The sequence below is a fragment of the Streptomyces mobaraensis NBRC 13819 = DSM 40847 genome (assembly GCF_017916255.1).
In the GTDB taxonomy this organism is placed as follows: domain Bacteria; phylum Actinomycetota; class Actinomycetes; order Streptomycetales; family Streptomycetaceae; genus Streptomyces; species Streptomyces mobaraensis.
Genome location: NZ_CP072827.1, coordinates 700,003 through 719,077, shown reverse-complemented (window position 1 = coordinate 719,077; position 19,075 = coordinate 700,003). Strand labels below are relative to the sequence as shown.

At 74.7% G+C, this 19,075-nt stretch carries 12 protein-coding genes; 5 read left to right on the top strand and 7 right to left on the bottom strand.

The window, feature by feature from the left end:
- Positions 1-97: 97 nt before the first annotated feature.
- Positions 98-865 carry a Mut7-C RNAse domain-containing protein gene (locus tag J7W19_RS02630; protein WP_004944164.1) on the top strand — a complete coding sequence of 256 codons (768 nt, stop codon included), beginning with the start codon at positions 98-100 and terminating at the stop codon, positions 863-865.
- On the opposite strand, the gene map is transcribed toward J7W19_RS02630, so the two are convergent.
- A complete protein-coding gene (gene map, locus J7W19_RS02625; RefSeq protein ID WP_004944167.1) occupies positions 852-1,619 on the bottom strand; it encodes a type I methionyl aminopeptidase in 768 nt (255 codons plus the stop codon). The genes J7W19_RS02630 and map overlap by 14 nt on opposite strands.
- A gap of 78 nt (positions 1,620-1,697) precedes the next feature.
- Here map and J7W19_RS02620 point away from each other — a divergent pair, with 78 nt between their 5' ends.
- The gene (locus tag J7W19_RS02620) at positions 1,698-1,985 is read left to right on the top strand and encodes a helix-turn-helix domain-containing protein (RefSeq protein ID WP_004944168.1); all 288 of its coding nucleotides are present in this window, start codon (positions 1,698-1,700) and stop codon (positions 1,983-1,985) included.
- Positions 1,986-2,029: 44 nt separating this feature from the next.
- On the opposite strand, the gene J7W19_RS02615 is transcribed toward J7W19_RS02620, so the two are convergent.
- The 5 genes from J7W19_RS02615 to J7W19_RS33370 all read right to left on the bottom strand — a co-directional run bounded on the left by J7W19_RS02615 (position 2,030) and on the right by J7W19_RS33370 (position 7,842).
- A complete protein-coding gene (locus J7W19_RS02615; protein ID WP_004944171.1) occupies positions 2,030-2,668 on the bottom strand; it encodes a 50S ribosomal protein L25/general stress protein Ctc in 639 nt (212 codons plus the stop codon).
- A gap of 164 nt (positions 2,669-2,832) precedes the next feature.
- Complete coding sequence (locus tag J7W19_RS02610) at positions 2,833-4,035, bottom strand: MalY/PatB family protein (protein WP_004944174.1); 1,203 nt, start codon at positions 4,033-4,035, stop codon at positions 2,833-2,835.
- Positions 4,036-4,140: 105 nt separating this feature from the next.
- Positions 4,141-4,452: an acyl carrier protein gene (locus J7W19_RS02605; RefSeq protein ID WP_004944176.1), complete on the bottom strand. Its 312-nt coding sequence runs from the start codon at positions 4,450-4,452 to the stop codon at positions 4,141-4,143.
- 17 nt (positions 4,453-4,469) lie between these two features.
- A complete protein-coding gene (locus tag J7W19_RS02600) occupies positions 4,470-6,869 on the bottom strand; it encodes a type I polyketide synthase (protein ID WP_004944178.1) in 2,400 nt (799 codons plus the stop codon).
- Positions 6,870-6,990: 121 nt separating this feature from the next.
- A complete protein-coding gene (locus tag J7W19_RS33370) occupies positions 6,991-7,842 on the bottom strand; it encodes an alpha/beta fold hydrolase (protein WP_106429609.1) in 852 nt (283 codons plus the stop codon).
- Between the two features lie 331 nt (positions 7,843-8,173).
- Between J7W19_RS33370 and J7W19_RS02590 the strand changes: the two genes are divergently transcribed.
- Entirely contained in the window at positions 8,174-9,709 is a 1,536-nt protein-coding gene (locus J7W19_RS02590) for a DHA2 family efflux MFS transporter permease subunit (protein ID WP_040889570.1), read from the top strand.
- On the top strand, positions 9,687-10,298 hold the full coding sequence (locus J7W19_RS02585) for a TetR/AcrR family transcriptional regulator (protein WP_004944185.1): 612 nt from the start codon (positions 9,687-9,689) through the stop codon (positions 10,296-10,298). Before J7W19_RS02590 ends, J7W19_RS02585 begins: the two co-directional genes overlap by 23 nt.
- A 224-nt stretch (positions 10,299-10,522) precedes the next feature.
- On the opposite strand, the gene J7W19_RS02580 is transcribed toward J7W19_RS02585, so the two are convergent.
- Positions 10,523-11,323 carry a thioesterase II family protein gene (locus tag J7W19_RS02580; protein ID WP_004954576.1) on the bottom strand — a complete coding sequence of 267 codons (801 nt, stop codon included), beginning with the start codon at positions 11,321-11,323 and terminating at the stop codon, positions 10,523-10,525.
- Positions 11,324-11,640: 317 nt separating this feature from the next.
- Here J7W19_RS02580 and J7W19_RS02575 point away from each other — a divergent pair, with 317 nt between their 5' ends.
- A complete protein-coding gene (locus J7W19_RS02575; RefSeq protein WP_210455267.1) occupies positions 11,641-19,071 on the top strand; it encodes a type I polyketide synthase in 7,431 nt (2,476 codons plus the stop codon).
- The last annotated feature ends 4 nt before the right edge of the window (positions 19,072-19,075 follow it).

The window sequence follows — 19,075 nt, the reverse complement described above, 5'->3', positions numbered from 1 at the left end:
CGTCGCTGCGGGCCCTCGGCACGACCGTACACAGCCGGCCGGACGGGCGGGATCGGCCGCTGACGGCCGCCTCCGACGCCCATGGCATGCTGAAGCCGTGAACCGACCCGAGATCACCGTGACCTTCGCCCCCGAACTGCGGCTCTTCGTCCCCGCCGAACGCCGGGCCGAGCGGATGACCGTCGTCACCGACGGATCGTCGTCCCTCGGGCATGTGATCGAGTCGCTGGGCATGCCCCTCACCGAGGCCGGCCGGCTCCTCGTCGACGGCCGCGAGGTGCCCGTGTCCCACGTGCCGGCGGCGGGCGAGACGGTGGAGGTGCGGGCGGTCGAACGCCCGCAGCGGGTCCCCGGGGCGCCGCTGCGCTTCCTGCTCGACGTCCACCTCGGGACGCTGGCCCGGCGGCTGCGCCTGCTGGGCGTCGACGCCGCCTACGAGAGTGAGGACATCGGCGACCCCGCCCTCGCCGCCCGCTCCGCCGCCGAGCGCCGGGTGATGCTCTCCCGCGACCGCGGCCTGCTGCGCCGCCGGGAGCTGTGGGCCGGAGCCTACGTCTACAGCGACCGGCCCGACGACCAACTGCGGGACGTCCTCGGCCGGTTCGCCCCGCCCCTCGCGCCGTGGACGCGCTGCACCGCCTGCAACGGCGAACTCCGGGACGCCGACAAGGACTCCGTCGGCGACCTCCTGGAGCGCGGCACGAGCCGCACCTACGACGTCTTCGCGCAGTGCGCGGCCTGCGAGCGCGTGTACTGGCGGGGCGCGCACCACGCCCGGCTGGAGGCGATCGTGCAGGACGCGCTGCGGGAGTTCGGCGGGGCCGCCGAGGCCGGTCGCGGGGCGGGTTCGCTCACGGCAGGGTGAGGATGCGGGGGCCGTCGTCCGTGACGGCCACCGTGTGCTCGATGTGGGCCGCCCGGCTGCCGTCGGTGGTCACCATCGTCCACCCGTCGTCGGCGGTGCGGTAGGCGTCGCGTCCGCCGGACATCAGCATCGGCTCGATCGCGAGCACCAGCCCGTGCCGCAGCGGGTAACCCCGGCGCGGGCGGCCGCGGTTGGGCACATGGGGGTCCTCGTGCATCTCCCGGCCGATGCCGTGGCCGCCGAAGTCGGCCGGCATGCCGCAGCGCGCCTTGGTCGCGACGGTGCCGATGGCGTGCGAGATGTCGCCCACGCGTCCGCCGGCGCGGGCGGCGGCGATGCCGGCGTCCAGGGCTTCCTGGGTGCGGGCGATGAGTTCGGTGTCGGCCGGCCGGGCCGTCCCGACGGTGAAGCTGACGGCCGCGTCGCCCGCCCAGCCGTCCAGCCGGGCCCCGCAGTCGACGCTGACCAGGTCGCCGTCGCGCAGCCGGTAGCGGGTGGGTATGCCGTGCGCCACCGCGTCGTTGACGGAGGTGCAGATCACCCCGGGGAACGGCACGGGCGCGAACGAGGGCCGGTAGCCGAGGAACGGCGACTCCGCGCCCGCCTCCGCCAGCACCCCGCGGGCCACCTCGTCCAGCTCCCGGAGGCTCACCCCGACGGCCGCCGCCTCCCGCACGGCGGCCAGCGCGCGGGCCACCACCCGGCCCGCCTCGCGCATCGCCTCAAGCTCGCCGTCGCTCTTGATCTCGACCATGTCCGACGCTCCCCACGTCCGATTCTTATACCGGTATTTCTATCACGGTATTGGTATCCCGGTATTAGTATCACGCTCATGGTGAGAACTCCTCTGACCCCCTGGGAACGCCGCCGCGGCGAGATCTTCGGCGCGCTGGTCCGGCAGGCCCGCGGCGACCGCAGCATGGTGGAGGTGGCCGCGGCGGCCGGCCTCTCCGCGGAGACCCTGCGCAAGATCGAGACGGGCCGGGCCCCGACCCCGGCCTTCTTCACGGTGGCGGCCCTGGCCGGAGCCCTCGGCGTCTCCCTGGACGCGCTGGCCGCCGCGTCCGTGCCGGAGGAGGACGCCGTCGCGGGGGAGGGCGGGACGGCGCTGTCGGCGTAGGCGAGGGGGTGCCGGGCGGCCCGGGCCGCCCGGCACCCGGCGGTTCAGGACTCCTCGGCCGGGGCGGCGGCCTCCTCTGCCGCCTCCGCGGGGGCTCCCTCCTCCGCTTCCTCCGCTTCCTCCTCCTCGGGCAGCGCCTCGGTCTGGGCCGCGACGACCTGGAGCACGGCCGTGCTCTCGTCGACGGCCAGCGTCGTGCCGCGCGGCAGCGGCACGTCCCCCGCCCGGACGGTGTGCCCGGCCTCCAGGCCCTCGATCGACACCGTCAGCCCCTCCGGGATGTGCGTGGCCTCCGCCTCCACGGGCAGCGCGTTGAGCATGTGCTCCAACAGGTTGCCGCCGGGGGCCAGTTCGCCCTCGGTGTGCACCGGCACCTCGACCGTGACCTTCTCGCCCTTCTTGACGGCCAGGAAGTCCGCGTGGACCAGGAAGCCCTTCAGCGGGTCGCGCTGCACCTCCTTGGGGATCACCAACTCGCCGCCTTTTCCGCCGAGATCGAGGCGGAGCAGCACGTTCGGCGTCTTCAGCGCCATCATCAGGGCGTGCCCGTCGAGGGTCACGTGCTTCGGATCGGCGCCGTGGCCGTAGATGACTCCCGGTACCTTGTCGTCCCGGCGGATGCGACGGGCGGCGCCCTTGCCGAAATCGGTGCGCGTTTCGGCGGCCAGCTTGACCTCGGCCATGACTGCTCTCCTCGTGTTCGTCGTCTCCGGACCGTCCGGTGAGCGTCACCCGGACACCGGCGACCTGTACGAAGAGAGCGCGACGGGACGGATCGCCGCACCCCATGAGCACGGCCTCCCTCGCCGGACAACGCGCGGCGAGTGTACCCAGCGGCGGAGGCGCATCATCCGCTTTGTGCGCCGGATGGCGCACCGCGTTCCCGCCCCACCGTGCGGGCCATCCGGCGGACCGCCTCCCGGAGCACGTCCGGCGAGGTGGCGAGGTTCAGCCGGACGTGACCGGCGCCTCCCGCGCCGAAGGGCGGGCCCGAGGTGAGCGCGACACGCCCCCGCTCCAGGAAGGCGGCGGCCGGGTCGTCGCCCAGGCCGGCGGCCCGGCAGTCCAGCCACACCAGGTAGCCGCCCTCCGGACGCCGGTACCCCACCTCGGGCAGGTGCCGCGCCAGCAGGTCGCCGAGCAGCCGGCGGTTCGCGTCCAGCCCGCCGAGCAGGGCGTCGAGCCAGTCGCCGGCGTGCCGCAGGGCGGCGGTGTGGGCGAGCACGCCGAGATGGCTGGGGCCGTGGCTCGCCTCGGACGGCGTCCGGCGCAGCTCGCCGGCGGCCTCCGGCCCGGCCACGACCAGCGCGGCCTTGAGGCCCGCGAGGTTCCACGCCTTGGACGCGGACACGACCGAGAAGGCGTCCTCCGCCCCCTGCACCGACAGATAGGGCACGAAACCGGCCCCCGGCAGCACCAGCGGGGCGTGGACCTCGTCGGCGACGACCCGCACCCCGTACCGCCGCGCGAGCTCCGCGACGGCCGTGAGCTCCGGCCGCGTGTGGACCGTCCCCGTCGGGTTGTGCGGGCTGCTCAGCAGCAGGGCGGCGCGCCGCCCGCCCGCCACGGCCTCCCGGAAGGCGGCCTCCAGGGCGCCGGCGTCCAGCCGCCCCGCGCCGTCCAGCGGCGCCGCCACGACCCGCCGCCCCTCGTGCGCGACGAAGGCGTGGAACGGCGGGTAGACGGGCGGGGTGAGCACCACCGCGTCGCCGGGACCGGTCACCAGCCGCAGGACCTCCACGACGCCGCGCATCACGTCCGCCACCACCGCCGTACGGTCCACCGCGACGCCGTCCCACTGCCAGCGCTCCCGCGCGAACCAGGCCAGCGCCTCGGCGTAGCCCGCGCCCGTCGCGTACCCGGTGTCCCCGAGGGCGACGGCCTCGGTCAGCACCCGGGCCACCGGTTCGGGGAGCGGCACGTCCATCTCCGCGACCCACAGCGGCAGCACGTCCGGCGGATACGTCCGCCATTTGGCGCTCGTACGGCGGCGCAGCCGGTCGAGGGAGAGGGCGCGCAGCGGGTCGGGGTGCTCGTGCGACGACGACATGGGGCCATTGTGCGTGCTGCCGCCGTCCGTTGACGATGCGTCAGCGGAACACGGCCGGGAGCGCCCCGCGGGAGGGCGCTCCTGAGGTCCCGGGCGGGCGCCGCGTCAGGACGGTGTGTGCGCGAGCTCCTGGGCGAGGTGGTGGGCGAGCTGCGCGGCGGTGGGGTTCTCGACGATCGCGACCATGGCGATCTCCAGCCCGGTCAACGCCATGAGCGTCTTGGTGAGTTCGAGTGCGGTGAGGGAGTTGAGGCCGTTCTCGAGGAAGTTGCTGTCGTCGTCGAGCTGTGTGTCGAGGATCGTGCCCGCCTGGGTGCGGACGACCTCGGTGAGGATCTTCTCGCGCTGCTCGGGGGTGGCCTCCGCGAGCTGCCGCTCGATCTCGGTGGTGCCGTGGTCCGGGGTGCCGGTGGTCATGGATGCTCCTGTGGGTGTCAGACGGTGGTGTGGTCGTGCAGCCAGTAGCGGGTGGTGCGGAAGGGGTACGTCGGCAGGTCGACGGTGCGCGGCTCGGCGGCGTACCGCAGGACCGGGGCCCAGTCGACGGTGGTGCCGCTGGTGTGGAGCCCGGCGAGGGCGGTCAGGAGCGCCTCGCCGGCGTCCCGCCCGGCGTCGAGCAGGACGTGCCCACCGGATCCGGGAGCGCTGCCCAGGTGGATCAGGGTGTGGGTGTCGGGGGAGGGGAGCGCGGCGGGGGCGGGGGAGTCGAGGTGGTGGTGCCAGTAGGCGGGCGTGGTGACGTCGGCGTCCGCCGGGGCGGTGCCGGCCGGCGTGAGCGCGGCGGGCCGGCAGGTGATCTCTTCCAGGGTCTCCCGGTACGCCTCCGCGGTGGGCGGCCGGGTGGCGTCGGCCGCGGCCCGGACGTGGGCGGCGGCGAGCCGGCACGAGTCGTCCAGGGTGAGGACGCCGGCGGCGTACGCGGCGGCGAGGTGGCCGAGGCCCTCGCCGGCGACCGTGTGGGGGCGGGCCCCGGCGTCGAGGAGCAGCCGGGCGAGCGCGGTCTGCGCGGCGAAGAGACCGAGCGCGCCGGGATGCGGGGCCGGGAGAAGGCTGCCGAGGAGGGCGCGGACCTCGGCGAGGGCGGCGGCGAAAGCCGGGATGTGCGTGGGGAGTTCCGCGTCGTCCGGGGCGGGCGCCTCGGCGCCGAAGTGCCAGGCGGCCTTCCGGGGAGCCTGGTCGGGGGCGCTCACGGCCACGCCCGGATGGTCGTCCCCGGCGGCCAGCGCCTCGGCCGCGGCGAGCAGCCCGGAGTGCTCGCGGCCGACGATGACGGCGCGGCACTCGAAGGTGGTCCGCGTGGCGGCCAGCGAGTAGCCGACCTCGGCGGGGGCGGGCACCGGGTCCGCGCCGGTCAGGTGTGCGACGAGGTCCCGCGCCAGGGCCCGCAGCGCCTCGGGGGTGCGGGCGGACAGCGGCCAGGCCACGGGCCGTACGGGCGGGGCGGGCTCGGCGGCGCCCGCCGTCGCCCCGGCGGGTTCCGGGGCCTCCTCGACGATGAGGTGGGCGTTGGTCCCGGACGTGGCGAACGCCGAGACGCCGGCGCGGCGGGGACGGTCCCGGCGGGCCCAGTCCACCGGCTCGGTGAGCAGCCGCACCGCTCCCTTCCTCCACATCGCCAGCGGTGTGGGGCGGTCGACGTGGAGCGTGCGCGGAAGGACGCCGTGCCGCAGGGCCTCGACCATCTTGATGAGCGCGGCGGTCCCGGCGGCGCCCTGGGTGTGCCCGGTGTTGGACTTGACGGAGCCGAGCCACAGGGGCCGCTCCTCCGGGCGGTGGGCGCCGTAGGTGGCGATGAGGGCCTGGGCCTCGATGGCGTCGCCGATGGGGGTGCCCGTCCCATGGGCCTCGACGGCGTCGATCTCGTCCGGGGCGAGCCGCGCGTCGGCGAGGGCGGCCCGGATGACGTGCTGCTGCGAGGGGCCGTTGGGGGCGGCGAGGCCGTAGCCGGCGCCGTCCTGGTTCAGGGCCGAGCCCCGGATGACGGCGAGCACCGGGTGGCCGTTGGCCCGGGCGTCGGTGAGGCGCTCCAGCAGGACCAGGCCGGCGCCTTCCGCCAGCCCCATGCCGTCCGCCGCCGCGGCGAAAGGCTTGCAACGCCCGTCGGCGGCGAGGGACTTCTGGTGGGCGAAGGCGTGGAAGGTGTGGGGGGTGGACATGACGGTCCCGCCGCCGGCGAGGGCGAGCGCGCACTCGCCGCGGCGCAGCGCCTGGCAGGCCAGGTGGATGGCGACCAGGGAGGACGAGCAGGCCGTGTCCACCGTGATCGCGGGGCCCTCCAGGCCGAGCGCGTAGGCGATCCGGCCGGAGACGAGGCTGCCGGAGGTGCCGCCGCCGAGGTACGGCAGCAGCTCGTCGGGCGCGCTGTCGAGGCGGGTCGCGTAGTCGTGGCCGGTGGCGCCGACGTAGACGCCGGTGAGGGTGGAGCGCAGGGTGTGCGGGGCGATGCGGCCGCGCTCGACGGTCTCCCAGGCGAGCTGGAGCATGAGCCGCTGCAGCGGCTCGGTGGCCAGGGCCTCGGTGGCGCTGATGTCGAAGAAGCCCGCGTCGAAGCCGGCGGCGTCCGGCACGAAACCGCCGAGCGCGGCGTACGGCGGGTCCTCGGGGACGTCCCAGGCGCGGTCGCCGGGGAAGCCGGTGACGGCGTCCCTCCCCTCGGCGACCAGCTCCCACAGGTCCTCGGGGGTGCGGGTCCCGCCCGGGAGCCGGCAGGACATGGCGACGACGGCGACCGGCTCGTGGCCGGCCGCCTCGAGGTCGCGCAGCCGCCGCTGCGCCTGGTGCAGCTCCGCGGTGGTCCACTTGAGGTATTCGACCAGCTTCTCTTCGTTCGCCACGGAAATGATCAGCCTTCCTCGGTCGAGCATGAGACCTCAAGCGGCCGTGCGGTGCCGCAGGCCGCAGTCAGAGTCGCCGCGCCCGCTTAAGCGGCGCTAACCCCCGGCTTGCCGAGGGCCTTCAGTGGGCGGCGGAGACCGTGCCGGCCAGCCGGAGGAGGTCGGCGGCGACCTCGTCGGGGGCGCTCGCGTGCAGGTCGTGGTCGGAGCCGTCGTACCAGCGCACCCGGACCCGGTCCAGGGCCGCCTCGGCGGCGTCCACCCACGCGCGGACCTGGTCGACGAGCTGCGGGATGTTCGGGATGACGGGCAGCAGGACGACGGGCACGGCGATCTTCGGGTACCAGTCGGCGGGGGACTCGCGCTGGAGGCTCTCGACGATCGACATGACCTGCTCCGCGGTCATCCGCGGGATCAGCAGCCCGTCCGGGCTGACGTGGTAGTCGGCCAGGCGCGCCTCGACCGCCGCGGGTGACCAGTCGGGGTGCACGCTGCGGAGGTAGGCGCGCATGTCGGCGGCCTTGGTGGTGCCTTCCTGCGCGCGCCGTACGACGTCGGCGGTGCGCTCCCAGAAGGCGCGCATCACCGGTCCGTCGAACTCGTACCAGCCGCCGTCGACCAGGGCCAACCCGTCGACCAGGCGCGGGTGTTCGGCGGCCAGGCGGAGCGCCAGGTGCCCGCCCCAGGAGTGCCCGGCGACGAGGGCGTGCTCCAGCTCCAGGGCGGCGAAGGTCCTGGCGAGGTCGGTGACGACGGCGGCGTGCTCGTACCCGTCCGGCGGGATGTCGGAGGCGCCGTGGCCGCGCTGGTCGACGGCGTAGACCGGGTGCCCGGCGGCCGCGAGGCGCTCGGCGACCTCGTCCCACATGCGGGCGTTCGACAGCAGGCCGTGCAGCAGGACGAAGGGTCTGCCCGGGGCGTCCGGCCCGGCGGCGGGCCGGTGGCGGACGGTGAGGGAGACGGTCTTGGACACGGGTACGCGGAGGTTCTTCACAGGTGGGCCCTCGGTGGCGGGAAGGGGCAGGGGCGCTGTGCGGGGCGACGGCGTACGCGTCCCGACGGGCGCGGATCCATGCGGCGCGGCCGTCGTGGGTGACCGGCGGCGTGCGCGGCGCGGCCGTCGCGGGTACCGGCGGTCTCGTGCGAGTGGCGCCGGTTCCGGAGATCGAAGCCTGCCGTACGGCGGGGGCCGGGGCAATCCCCGGCCCCTGCGGCGACCCGGTCGGCGGTGGGGATTGCCCCGGCCTAAAAAATGAGAGTACGCTCCGACAAGAAGTTGAACTCTCGTTAGGAGGTGGACTCTCGTGTCAGCAGATCTGGGGGCGCGCAGGTGGTGGGCCGTCGGGGCCCTCGTGCTTGCGTCCCTGGTCGTGGGCTTCGATGTGACGATCCTGAGCCTGGCCCTGCCGGCCATGGCCGATGACCTGGGCGCCAACAACGTCGAGCTCCAGTGGTTCGTCACGTCGTACACGCTGGTCTTCGCCGCCGGGATGATCCCGGCCGGCGTGCTCGGGGACCGCTACGGGCGTAAGAAGGTCCTGCTCGTCGCCCTGGTGATCTTCGGACTGGCCTCGCTGGCCTGCGCCTACTCCACGTCGTCGGGCACGTTCATCGCCGCGCGGGCGGTGCTCGGCCTCGGCGCCGCCCTGATCATGCCGACGACGCTGTCGCTGCTGCCGGTGATGTTCTCCGACGAGGAGCGTCCCAAGGCGATCGGCGCGGTGGCGGGCGCGGCGATGCTGGCCTACCCGCTCGGCCCGATCCTGGGCGGCTACCTCCTCAACCACTTCTGGTGGGGAGCGGTGTTCCTGATCAACGTGCCGGTGGTGATCCTCGCCTTCCTCGCGGTCTCCGCCTGGCTGCCCGAGTCGAAGGCGTCGCAGGTCAAGCGGTTCGACGTGGGCGGCCTGGTGTTCTCCAGCGTCGGCCTGGCCGCGATGACCTACGGCGTGATCCAGGGCGGCGAGAAGGGCTGGACGGACGTCACCACGCTGGCGCCGCTGCTCGGCGGCCTGCTCGCCGTCGTCGTCTTCGTGCTCTGGGAGAAGCGGGCGACCGACCCGCTGGTCGACCTGTCGCTGTTCCGCTCGGCCCGGTTCACCTCGGGCACCCTGCTCGGCACGGTCATCAACTTCACCATGTTCGGCGTGCTGTTCACGATGCCGCAGTACTACCAGGCCATCCTGGGCACCGACGCGATGGGCAGCGGCTTCCGGCTGCTGCCGATGGTCGGCGGCCTGCTCGTGGGCGTCTCCATCGCCGGGAAGATCGCCAAGGCCATGGGGCCGAAGGCCGCGGTCGCCCTGGGCTTCGTCCTCCTCGCCGCCGCCCTGTTCTACGGCGCCACCACGGACACCGGCAGCGGCACCGGCCTCGCGGCCACCTGGACCGCCGCCTACGGACTGGGCCTCGGCTTCGCCCTCCCCACCGCCATGGACGCCGCCCTCGGCGAGCTGTCGACGGAGAGCGCGGGCGTCGGCTCGGCCGTCAACCAGTCCATCCGCACCCTCGGCGGAAGCTTCGGCGCGGCCATCCTCGGCTCCATCCTCAACTCCGGCTACCGCGGCAAGCTCGACGTCGGCGACCTGCCCCAGCGCGCACAGGACGCGATCCAGGACTCCGTCTTCGGCGGCCTGGCCGTCGCCCGCGCGGTGAAGTCCTCCGAACTCGCCGACATGGTCAGCTCCGCCTTCGTCCACGGCCTGGACGTCGTCCTGGTGGTCTCCGCCGGCCTCGGACTGTTCGGCGCGCTGCTCGCCGCGGTGATGCTGCCCCGGCAGGTTGGTGATCGCGCCACCGAGCCCGCAAAATCACAGCATGAAGCCGCAGACGCAGCCTGACCAGGCCAAACCGGTGACGGGCCTGAGAGAACGCAAGAAGGCCAGGACCAAGGCCGCAATCCAGCGGGAGGCGGTGCGGATGTTCCGGGAACAGGGCTACACGGCCACCACCATCGAGCAGATCGCCGAGGCCGCCGAGGTCGCCCCCAGCACCGTCTTCCGCTACTTCCCGACCAAGCAGGACCTGGTCTTCTCGCACGACTACGATCTGCCCTTCGCGATGATGCTCCAGGCGCAGTCGCCCGACCTCACGCCGATCCAGGCGGAGCGCCGGACCATCCGGTCCATGCTCGAGGACATCCCTCCCGAGGAACTGGCCCTCCAGCGCGAGCGCTGGGTCCTCATCATCTCCGAACCGGAGCTGTGGGGGGCCAGCCTGGGCAACATGAGCCGGACCATGGAGATCATGTCCGAGCAGGTGGCCAAGCGGGCGGGCCGCGACCCGGGCGACGCCTCGGTCCGCGCCTACGCCGGGGCGGTCTTCGGGGTGATGCTCCAGGTCTCCCTGGAGTGGGCGAAGAACCCGGAAATGGACTTCGCCGTCGCCCTCGACGAGGCACTCCTGTTCCTGGAGGACCTGCGGCCCTGACCGCGGTCCCCACCACGGGGCGGTTCCCCGCCCCCGACCGACAGCCGTACGCGGCGGAGCCCCCGCCCACCGCGTACGGCGCCCCGCGGGCCCCGGCCTCCCCCGGCGGGACCCGCGGGGCCCCGGCCGGCCGTGCGCGGCTTCGCTTCCCCCGCCTGCCGTGCACGGCCCACCCCCTCGGCGCGCCCCGACCCCCGTACGGGGCGCGCCGGGGGACGGGGCGTTCAGGCGCCGGTACGGACCGGACGGCCCGCGCCCAGCGCGTCCGCGACGATCTCCGCCACCCGCTCCATGCAGGCGTCCAGGTAGAAGTGCCCGCCGGGCAGCACATGCAGCTCGAAGTCACCGCTGGTGCGCTCCCGCCACGTCGCCGCCTCCGCCGGCGAGGTCCGCCCGTCCACGTCCCCGATCAGCGCCGTCACCGGACACTCCAGCCGCTCCGGACCCGGCGGCGCATAGGCGCCGACGGCCCGGTAGTCCGCCCGCAGCGCGGGCAGGATCAGGGCCTGCAACTCCTCGCTGGCGAAGAACCTCTCGTCGGTCCCGCCCAGGGACCGCAGGTGCGCCAGGATGTCCCCGTCGCCGGGCAGGCCGGCCGAACCCTCCGGCCGGTAGGGCCGCGCGACGCCGCCCGAGGCGAACAGCCGCACCGGACGGCCGGGACCACCCGGACCCCGCAGCCGACGGGCCACCTCGAAGGCCACGAGGGCGCCCATGCTGTGCCCGAACAGGGCGAACGGCTTGCCATCCGGCGGGAGTTGCGCCACCACCGCGTCGGCGAGATCCGGCACCGACTCCAGGCACGGCTCGGCGTGCCGGTCCTGCCGCCCCGGGTACTGCACCGCCAGGACCTCGACACCGGGCGAGAGCAGCCGCGACAGGCCGAAGAAGTAACTCGCCGAACCGCCCGCGAACGGAAAACACAGCAGCCGCACCGGCGCGTCCTCGCCGTCGTGGTACCGGCGCAACCACAGCCCGGCCCCCGCTCCCCACTCCTCCGGTACGCCCTTGGCACCCTTGCTCATGGCCCTCCCTCTCGTCCCTCTCGTCCCGCGGCGGACCCTCCGCCCGGCGCCCGCGCGCCCGGGGCCGCGGCCGGCCCGGTCGGTCCGGTCCGTCCGGCCCGGCTCATCCGGCGCGCACCGGTCCCTTACGCGCCCGATGCTGACCGCGACCCATAGCGGCGGACTAAAGCGGCAGGCGGCAAGGCGGGGTTTGGCTCCCCTTTAGAGACCCCGCTCACGATGAGCCCGGTACTCGAAGCGATCTCCGATTTCGGACCGGGAGCGCCGTTGATGTTGTGTGGCAGTCAGTTGTCCCTCCTGCGAACGCGCCTGACGTGATGGCGACTTCCCCCACAGGACCGGGCGCCCGCCCCGAGCCCGTCGCCGTCGTCGGCATGGCCTGCCGCCTGCCCGGAGCATCCGACCCGGCCGCGTTCTGGCGGCTCCTGAGCGAGGGCCGCGACGCCGTGCGCCCCACCCCGCCCGCGCGGCGGCAGGCGGACTCCGGCCTCACCGGGCCCGGCGGCTACCTGGACCGCGTCGACGGCTTCGACGCGGACTTCTTCCGCGTCAGCCCGCGCGAGGCCGTGGCGATGGACCCGCAGCAGCGGCTCCTCCTCGAACTGAGCTGGGAGGCGTTCGAGGACGCCGGGATCCGGCCGCCCCACCTGGCCCGCAGCCGCACCGGCGTCTTCGTCGGCGCGATCTGGGACGACTACGCCCACGTCCTGCGCCGCCAGGCGCACCGGCACCAGGCCGTCACCCGGCACACCATGACCGGCGTCCACCGCAGCATCCTGGCCAACCGCATCTCGTACACCCACCACCTGACCGGCCCCAGCCTCACCGTGGACACCGCACAGTCCTCCTCGCTGGTCGCCCTGCACCTGGCCTGCGAGAGCCTGCGGAACGGCGAGTCCGAACTCGCCCTCGCCGGCGGCGTCAACCTCATCTGCTCCCCGGAGAGCACCGAACTGGCCGCCGCCCGCTTCGGCGGCCTCTCGGCCACCGGCCGCTGCCACACCTTCGACGCCCGGGCCGACGGTTTCGTCCGCGGCGAAGGCGGTGGCCTGGTGGTGCTCAAGCCGCTGGCGGCCGCCCGGCGCGACGGCGACACCGTGTACTGCGTGATCCGGGGGAGCGCCGTCAACAGCGACGGCGCCACCGACGGCCTGACCCTGCCCAGCGGGCGGGCGCAGCAGGACGTGGTGCGACTGGCCTGCCACGATGCCGATGTGACGCCTCATCAGGTGCAGTACGTCGAACTCCACGGCACCGGAACCCCTGTGGGGGACCCGATCGAGGCCGCGGCCCTCGGCGCCGTACTGGGCATGGACGGCGCCCGCACGACGCCCCTCGCCGTCGGCTCCGTCAAGACGAACGTCGGCCACCTCGAAGCCGCCGCCGGAATCACCGGGTTCATCAAGACGGCCCTCAGCATCCACCACCGCAAGCTCCCGCCGAGCCTGAACTTCGACACCCCCAACCCGGCCATCCCGCTCACCGGCCTCGGCCTCACCGTCCAGCGGCGACTGAGCGACTGGCCACGCCCCGAACGGCCCCTGATCGCCGGGGTGTCGTCCTTCGGCATGGGCGGCACCAACGGGCACGTCGTCCTGTCCGCCGCACCGGACGAGGGGACGGGGACCGGGCGGACCGCCGCGGCGAAGCCCTCCGTCGAGGCGACGGTGGTGTCCGGCGAGCCGGCAGCGGTGTCCGGCGCGAGGACGCCGGTGCCTGCCGAGGCGCCGGTCGTTCCGGTGGCCTGGCCCGTCAGCGCGCACAGCGCCGCCGCCCTCCGCGCCCAGGCCGGGCGGCTGCGCGAGCACCTCGCCGCCCGGCCCGCCGCGGACCCCGCCGAGGTGGCCCACGCGCTGGTCACCCGCCGTACCGCCCTCGCCCACCGCGCCGTCCTGCTCGGCGGCGGCACCGGCGAGCTGCTCGCCGCCCTCGAGGCGCTCGCCGAGGGCACGGACAGCGCCTCCGTCGTGACGGGCGAGACGGTCGCCGACGGCGGGACCGCCTTCCTCTTCAGCGGCCAGGGAGCCCAACGCCTGGGTATGGGCCGCGAGTTGTACGACGCGTTCCCCGCCTTCGCCGACGCCCTCGACGAGGCGTTCGCGGCGCTCGACGCCCATTTGGACCGCCCGCTGCGCGAGATCGTCTTCGGCGACGGCCCGGAGCCGGGCACCCTCCTCGACCGGACGGAGTACACCCAGCCCGCGCTCTTCGCGATCGAGACGAGCCTGTACCGCCTCGTGTCCTCCTTCGGCCTCCGGGCCGACCACCTCCTGGGCCACTCCGTAGGAGAGATCGCCGCCGCGCACGCGGCCGGCGCGCTCTCGCTGCCGGACGCGAGCGCGCTCGTCGCCACGCGTGGCCGCCTGATGCAGGCCGTACGGGCGGACGGCGCCATGGCCGCCTGGCAGGCGAGCGCGGACGAGGCCGCCGAACTGCTCGCCGGGCACGAAGAGCGGGTCACCCTCGCCGCGGTCAACGGCCCGCACTCCGTCGTCGTGTCCGGCGACCGCGACACCGTCGGGGAGCTGACCGCCGCCTGGCGGCGACGCGGCCGCAAGACCAGCCACCTGAAGGTCAGCCACGCCTTCCACTCGCCCCACATGGACCCGGCCCTCGACGAGCTGCGCACCGTCGCGGCGGGGCTGGCCTTCCACGAACCCGCCGTCCCGATCGTCTCCAACGTCACCGGCCTCCCGGTCACCGCGGCCGACCTGTCGCGCCCGGACTACTGGGCGGAACACGCGCGCAGGCCCGTACAGTTCCTGTCCGGCGTACGCCACCTCTGCGAGCGGGGCGTGGCCACCTTCGTCGAACTGGGCCCGGACGCCCCGCTGTCCGCGATGGCCCGCGAGTGCTTCCCCGCCCCCGACGCCCCGGGCCGCCCGCGCCCCGCCGCGATCGCGGTGTGCCGCAGGGGCCGCCCCGAGACGGGCACGCTGCTGACGGCCCTGGCCCAGGCGTACGTGCGCGGCGCCGACGTCGACTGCACCGCCGGGCAGGCCGCCTCGCGCCACGGCGGTCGCGTCAGCCTGCCGACCTACGCCTTCCAGCGCGAGCGCCACTGGCCGGACACCGACCCTGCGGCCACCCCGGCGGCGCCGGAGACCCCCGTCCGGCACGAGGAACCGACGACGGCCGAACCGGCCATCCCGGCCGCGCCCCCCGAGACCGACGCTCTCGCCCTGGTCACCCGGCAGGTGGCCGTCGTCCTCGGCACCGCCCCCGGCGCGGTCGACCCGGCACGGACCTTCAAGCAGCTCGGCTTCGACTCCATGGCCGCCACCGAACTGAGCGAACGGCTCGCCACGGCCACCGGACTCGGGCTGACCGCCACCCTCACCTTCGACCACCCGACCCCCCTGGCCGTCGCCGAGCACCTGCGCACCCTCCTCACCGGCGCACCCGAACCCGCCGCCCCCGCGCCCGCCCGCCCGGGCGCGGCCGACGCAGCCGACGACCCCGTCGTCATCGTCGCCATGAGCTGCCGCTACCCCGGCGGCGGCGATTCGCCCGAGGGCCTGTGGCGGCTCGTCTCCGAACGCGCCGACGCCATAGGCGAGTTCCCCCGCGATCGCGGCTGGGACCTGGAGCGGCTGTTCCACGCCGACGGCGAACGCTCCGGCACCAGCCACACCCGCCAGGGCGGATTCCTCTACGACGCGGCCGAGTTCGACGCCGAGTTCTTCGGCATCAGCCCGCGCGAGGCGCTGGCCGTCGACCCGCAGCAGCGGCTCCTCCTAGAGTGCGCCTGGGAGGCGTTCGAGCGGGCCGGCCTCGACCCGCACCTGCTCAAGGGCAGCCCCACCGGCGTCTTCGTCGGCATGACGGGCCAGGACTACGGCCCCCGGCTGCACGAACCCGCGCAGTCCACCGACGGCTACCTGCTGACCGGCAGCACGCCCAGCGTCGCCTCGGGCCGGGTGTCGTTCACGTTCGGACTGGAGGGCCCCGCCCTCACGGTGGACACCGCGTGCTCGTCCTCCCTCGTCGCGCTCCACCTGGCGGCCGAGGCGCTGCGGCGCGGCGAGTGCGACCTGGCCCTGGCCGGGGGCGCCACGGTCCTCGCCACACCGGGCATGTTCACCGAGTTCTCCCGCCAGCGCGGACTGGCCCCCGACGGCCGCTGCAAACCCTTCGCGGACGCCGCCGACGGCACCGGCTGGGCCGAGGGCGTCGGCCTCGTCCTCCTGGAGCGCCTCTCGGACGCACGCCGCCAGGGCCACCGCGTCCTCGCGGTGGTCAAGGGATCCGCCGTCAACCAGGACGGCGCGAGCAACGGCCTCACCGCCCCCAACGGCCCCTCACAGCAGCGCGTCATCCGCGCCGCCCTCGCCGCCGCGCGCCTGGAGGCGACCGAGGTGGACGCCGTCGAGGCACACGGCACCGGGACCACCCTGGGCGACCCGATCGAGGCACAGGCCCTCATCGCCACCTACGGCCGCGACCGTTCCGCCGACCGGCCGCTGTGGCTCGGGTCGGTGAAGTCCAACATCGGCCACACCCAGGCCGCCGCCGGCGTCGCCGGTGTGATCAAGATGGTGATGGCGCTCCGCCACGAACGGCTGCCCGCCACCCTGCACGTGGACGAGCCGAGCCGGCACGTCGACTGGTCGCCGGGTACCGTGCGGCTGCTCACCGAGCCCGTCGCCTGGCCGCGCGGCGAACGCCCGCGCCGGGCCGGGATCTCCTCCTTCGGCATCTCCGGGACCAACGCCCACCTGGTCCTGGAGGAAGCTCCCCACGAGGACGCGCCATCCGACGAAACCGTGCGGGTGGCGGACGACGGCGCGGTGGTCCCGTGGGTGCTCTCCGGGCGGACTGCCGACGCCCTGCGCCAACAGGCCCGCCGGCTGCGCTCCTTCGTGACGGAAGCGCCGTCCGCGACGACCGCGGACGTGGGCTGGGCACTCGCCTCGACACGGTCGGCGTTCGAGCACCGTGCCGTGGTGGTGGGACGGGACCGGGAGGACCTGCTGGAACAGCTCGGCGCACTCGCCTCGGGCGATACTCCGGCGGGGACGTCGGTACGAGCCGTCGGCCCCGGCCCGGTGCTGGTGTTCCCGGGGCAGGGGTCGCAGTGGGTGGGTATGGGTGCCCAACTGCTGTACGAGTCGCCGGTGTTCGCGGCGCGGATTGCCGAGTGTGAGCGGGCGTTGTCGCCGTATGTCGACTGGTCGTTGGTCGAGGTGTTGCGCGGTGATGGCGCCGAGTTGTCGCGGGTGGAGGTGGTGCAGCCGGTTCTGTGGGCGGTGATGGTCTCGTTGGCTGCTGTGTGGGCCGAGTACGGGGTCAAGCCCGCTGCGGTGATCGGTCATTCGCAGGGTGAGATGGCCGCGGCGTGCGTGGCGGGCGCGTTGTCGTTGGAGGACGCGGCGCGGGTCGTCGCCGTGCGCAGTGACGCGCTGAGGCGGTTGGCCGGGCGGGGGGCGATGGCTTCCCTCGGTGTGGGCCGGGAAGTTGCCGAGGAGTTCATCGACGGGTACGCAGGCGTCGGTGTCGCCGCCGTGAACGGCCCGTCGTCGACGGTGATTTCTGGGCCGCCGGAGCAGGTGGCGACGGTGGTCGCCGAGGCAGAGGCGCGAGGGCATCGTGCCCGGCTGATCGATGTGGATTACGCCTCGCACGGTCCGCAGGTGGACGAGATCGCGGACCTGTTGGCCGACCGCCTGAGCGGTATCGAGCCCCAGGCCACCACGGACATCGCGTTCTACTCCACGGTCACCGCCGGCCGGATCGACACCGCCGCCCTCACCTCGGACTACTGGATCACGAACCTGCGCCAGCGGGTCCGCTTCGCCGAGACGGTCGAGGCGCTGCTCGCGGACGGCTACCGCGTCTTCGTCGAGGCCAGCCCGCACCCCGTACTGACCCTCGGCCTCCAGGAGACCTTCGAAGCGGCCGACGCGGACGCCGTGACCGTGCCCACGCTGCGACGTGACGGCGGCGGCCTCGCCCGCCTGGCCCAGTCGCTGGGTGACGCCTTCGGCGCGGGCTGCGCCGTCCGGTGGGCGAAGTGGTTCGCGGCCCCCGGCGGGCCCGCGCTCGACCTGCCCACGTACCCCTTCCAGCGCCGGCGCTACTGGCTGGAGGCCCCCGCCGGCGGTCAGGACGCCGCCGCCCTCGGCCTGGCGCCGGCCGGGCACCCGCTGCTGGGCGCCGCCACCGAACTCGCCGCGGGCGGCGTGCGCCTGCTCACCGGCCGCATCGGCAGGCACAGCCACCCGTGGCTCGCCCAGCACACCCTCTTCGGCACGGCTCTCGTTCCCGCCTCGGTCCTCACCGAGTGGGCCTTGCGCGCCGCCGACGAGGCCGGATGCGCGGGCGTCGACGACCTCACGTTCGAGACGCCGCTCGTGCTGCCCGAGACCGGGGGCGTGCGGGTGCAGATCGCCGTGGGCCCGGCCGACGAGCGGGACGGGCAGCGCGACATCCACATCCACGCCCGCCCCGACGAAGCCGCGGACCCCACCGGAAGCACGGGCTGGACCTGCCACGCGAGCGGCCGGCTGGCCACCGAGGCGGCCGAACCGCCCGTCGCGGCGGAGAGCGCGTGGCCGCCCGCCGGCGCCGAACCCGTCGACCTGGACGACTTCTACGAGGACGCCGCCGCGTCCGGCGTCGGCTACGGCCCCGCCTTCCGGGGCCTGCGCGCGATGTGGCGTCGCGGCGACGACGTGTACGCGGAGGTGACTCTCCCTCAGGAGAGCGGGCCAGCAGAGGGATTCGGCATCCACCCCGCCCTCCTCGACGCCGTACTGCACCCCGCTGTGCTCGCCGAACCGGCCGAGGCGGATCACGTGTGGCTGCCTTTCACCCTGACCGGGGTCTCCCTGTGGGCCACCGGCGCCACCTCCGCGCGCGTCCGTCTCACCCCTCTCGACGGGCGGGACGACGCACAGTCCGGGCGGGACGACGCACAGTCCGGGCGGGACGACGCACAGTCCGGACGGGCCTGGCAGGTCCGGGTCGGCGACCTCGCCGGGGCCGACGTGCTCACCTGCGAGGCCCTCGTCCTGGTGACGGCCACGGCCGAGCGGCTGCGGACCGCCGAGGAGGCCGCCGCGCCGACGTCGTCGACGGGCTCCCGCACCGTCCCGAACGCCCCGGCCCGGCGCTCGGCCGCCAACCACCGCCCTCCCACGGACTGGGCCGGCCGCCTGGCCCCCCTGTCCGCCGCCGAACAGCTCGGAGTGCTCACCGACTCCGTCCGCGCCCACGCCGCCGCGGTCCTCGGCCGGACCGACCCGGACGCACTGCGCGGCGACGCCACGTTCAAACAACTGGGCCTGGACTCGCTCACCGCCGTCGAGCTGCGCAACCGGCTCGTCGCGGACACCGGTCTGCGCCTGCCCACCGCCCTCGTCTTCCGCTACCCGACCCCCGCGGCCATCGCCGGCCACCTGCGCGAACGGCTGACCGCCCAGAACGGGCCGGCCGGGAACGAGGCACCGGCCGGCGCGCGGTCCGGGCCGCTCACCACCGACACCGTCCTGAGCGGCCTGACCCGCATGGAGAACGACCTGACCGCGATCGCCACCCGCCTGCCCCACGGGGACGCGGGGGAGATCACCACCCGGCTCGAGGCGCTGCTGGCCCGGTGGAAGTCCACGAACGCCGCGGCGGACGGCGACAGCGCCGCCCACCGGCTCAAGGCCGCGTCCGCCGATCAGATCTTCGACTTCATCGACAACGAGCTGGGCGTCTCGCGCGACACCGAGCCCGCGAACCCCACTCCGAAGGCCGGGTGACCCC

Bases quoted from the DNA above. Each gene is read 5' to 3' on its own strand.
- J7W19_RS02575 (WP_210455267.1), top strand. From the start codon at position 11,641: ATGGCGACTTCCCCCACAGGACCGGGCGCCCGCCCCGAGCCCGTCGCC.
- J7W19_RS02615 (WP_004944171.1), bottom strand. From the start codon at position 2,668: ATGGCCGAGGTCAAGCTGGCCGCCGAAACGCGCACCGATTTCGGCAAG.
- J7W19_RS02610 (WP_004944174.1), bottom strand. From the start codon at position 4,035: ATGTCGTCGTCGCACGAGCACCCCGACCCGCTGCGCGCCCTCTCCCTC.
- J7W19_RS02580 (WP_004954576.1), bottom strand. From the start codon at position 11,323: ATGAGCAAGGGTGCCAAGGGCGTACCGGAGGAGTGGGGAGCGGGGGCC.
- J7W19_RS02605 (WP_004944176.1), bottom strand. From the start codon at position 4,452: ATGACCACCGGCACCCCGGACCACGGCACCACCGAGATCGAGCGGCAG.
- J7W19_RS02585 (WP_004944185.1), top strand. From the start codon at position 9,687: ATGAAGCCGCAGACGCAGCCTGACCAGGCCAAACCGGTGACGGGCCTG.
- map (WP_004944167.1), bottom strand. From the start codon at position 1,619: ATGGTCGAGATCAAGAGCGACGGCGAGCTTGAGGCGATGCGCGAGGCG.
- J7W19_RS02620 (WP_004944168.1), top strand. From the start codon at position 1,698: ATGGTGAGAACTCCTCTGACCCCCTGGGAACGCCGCCGCGGCGAGATC.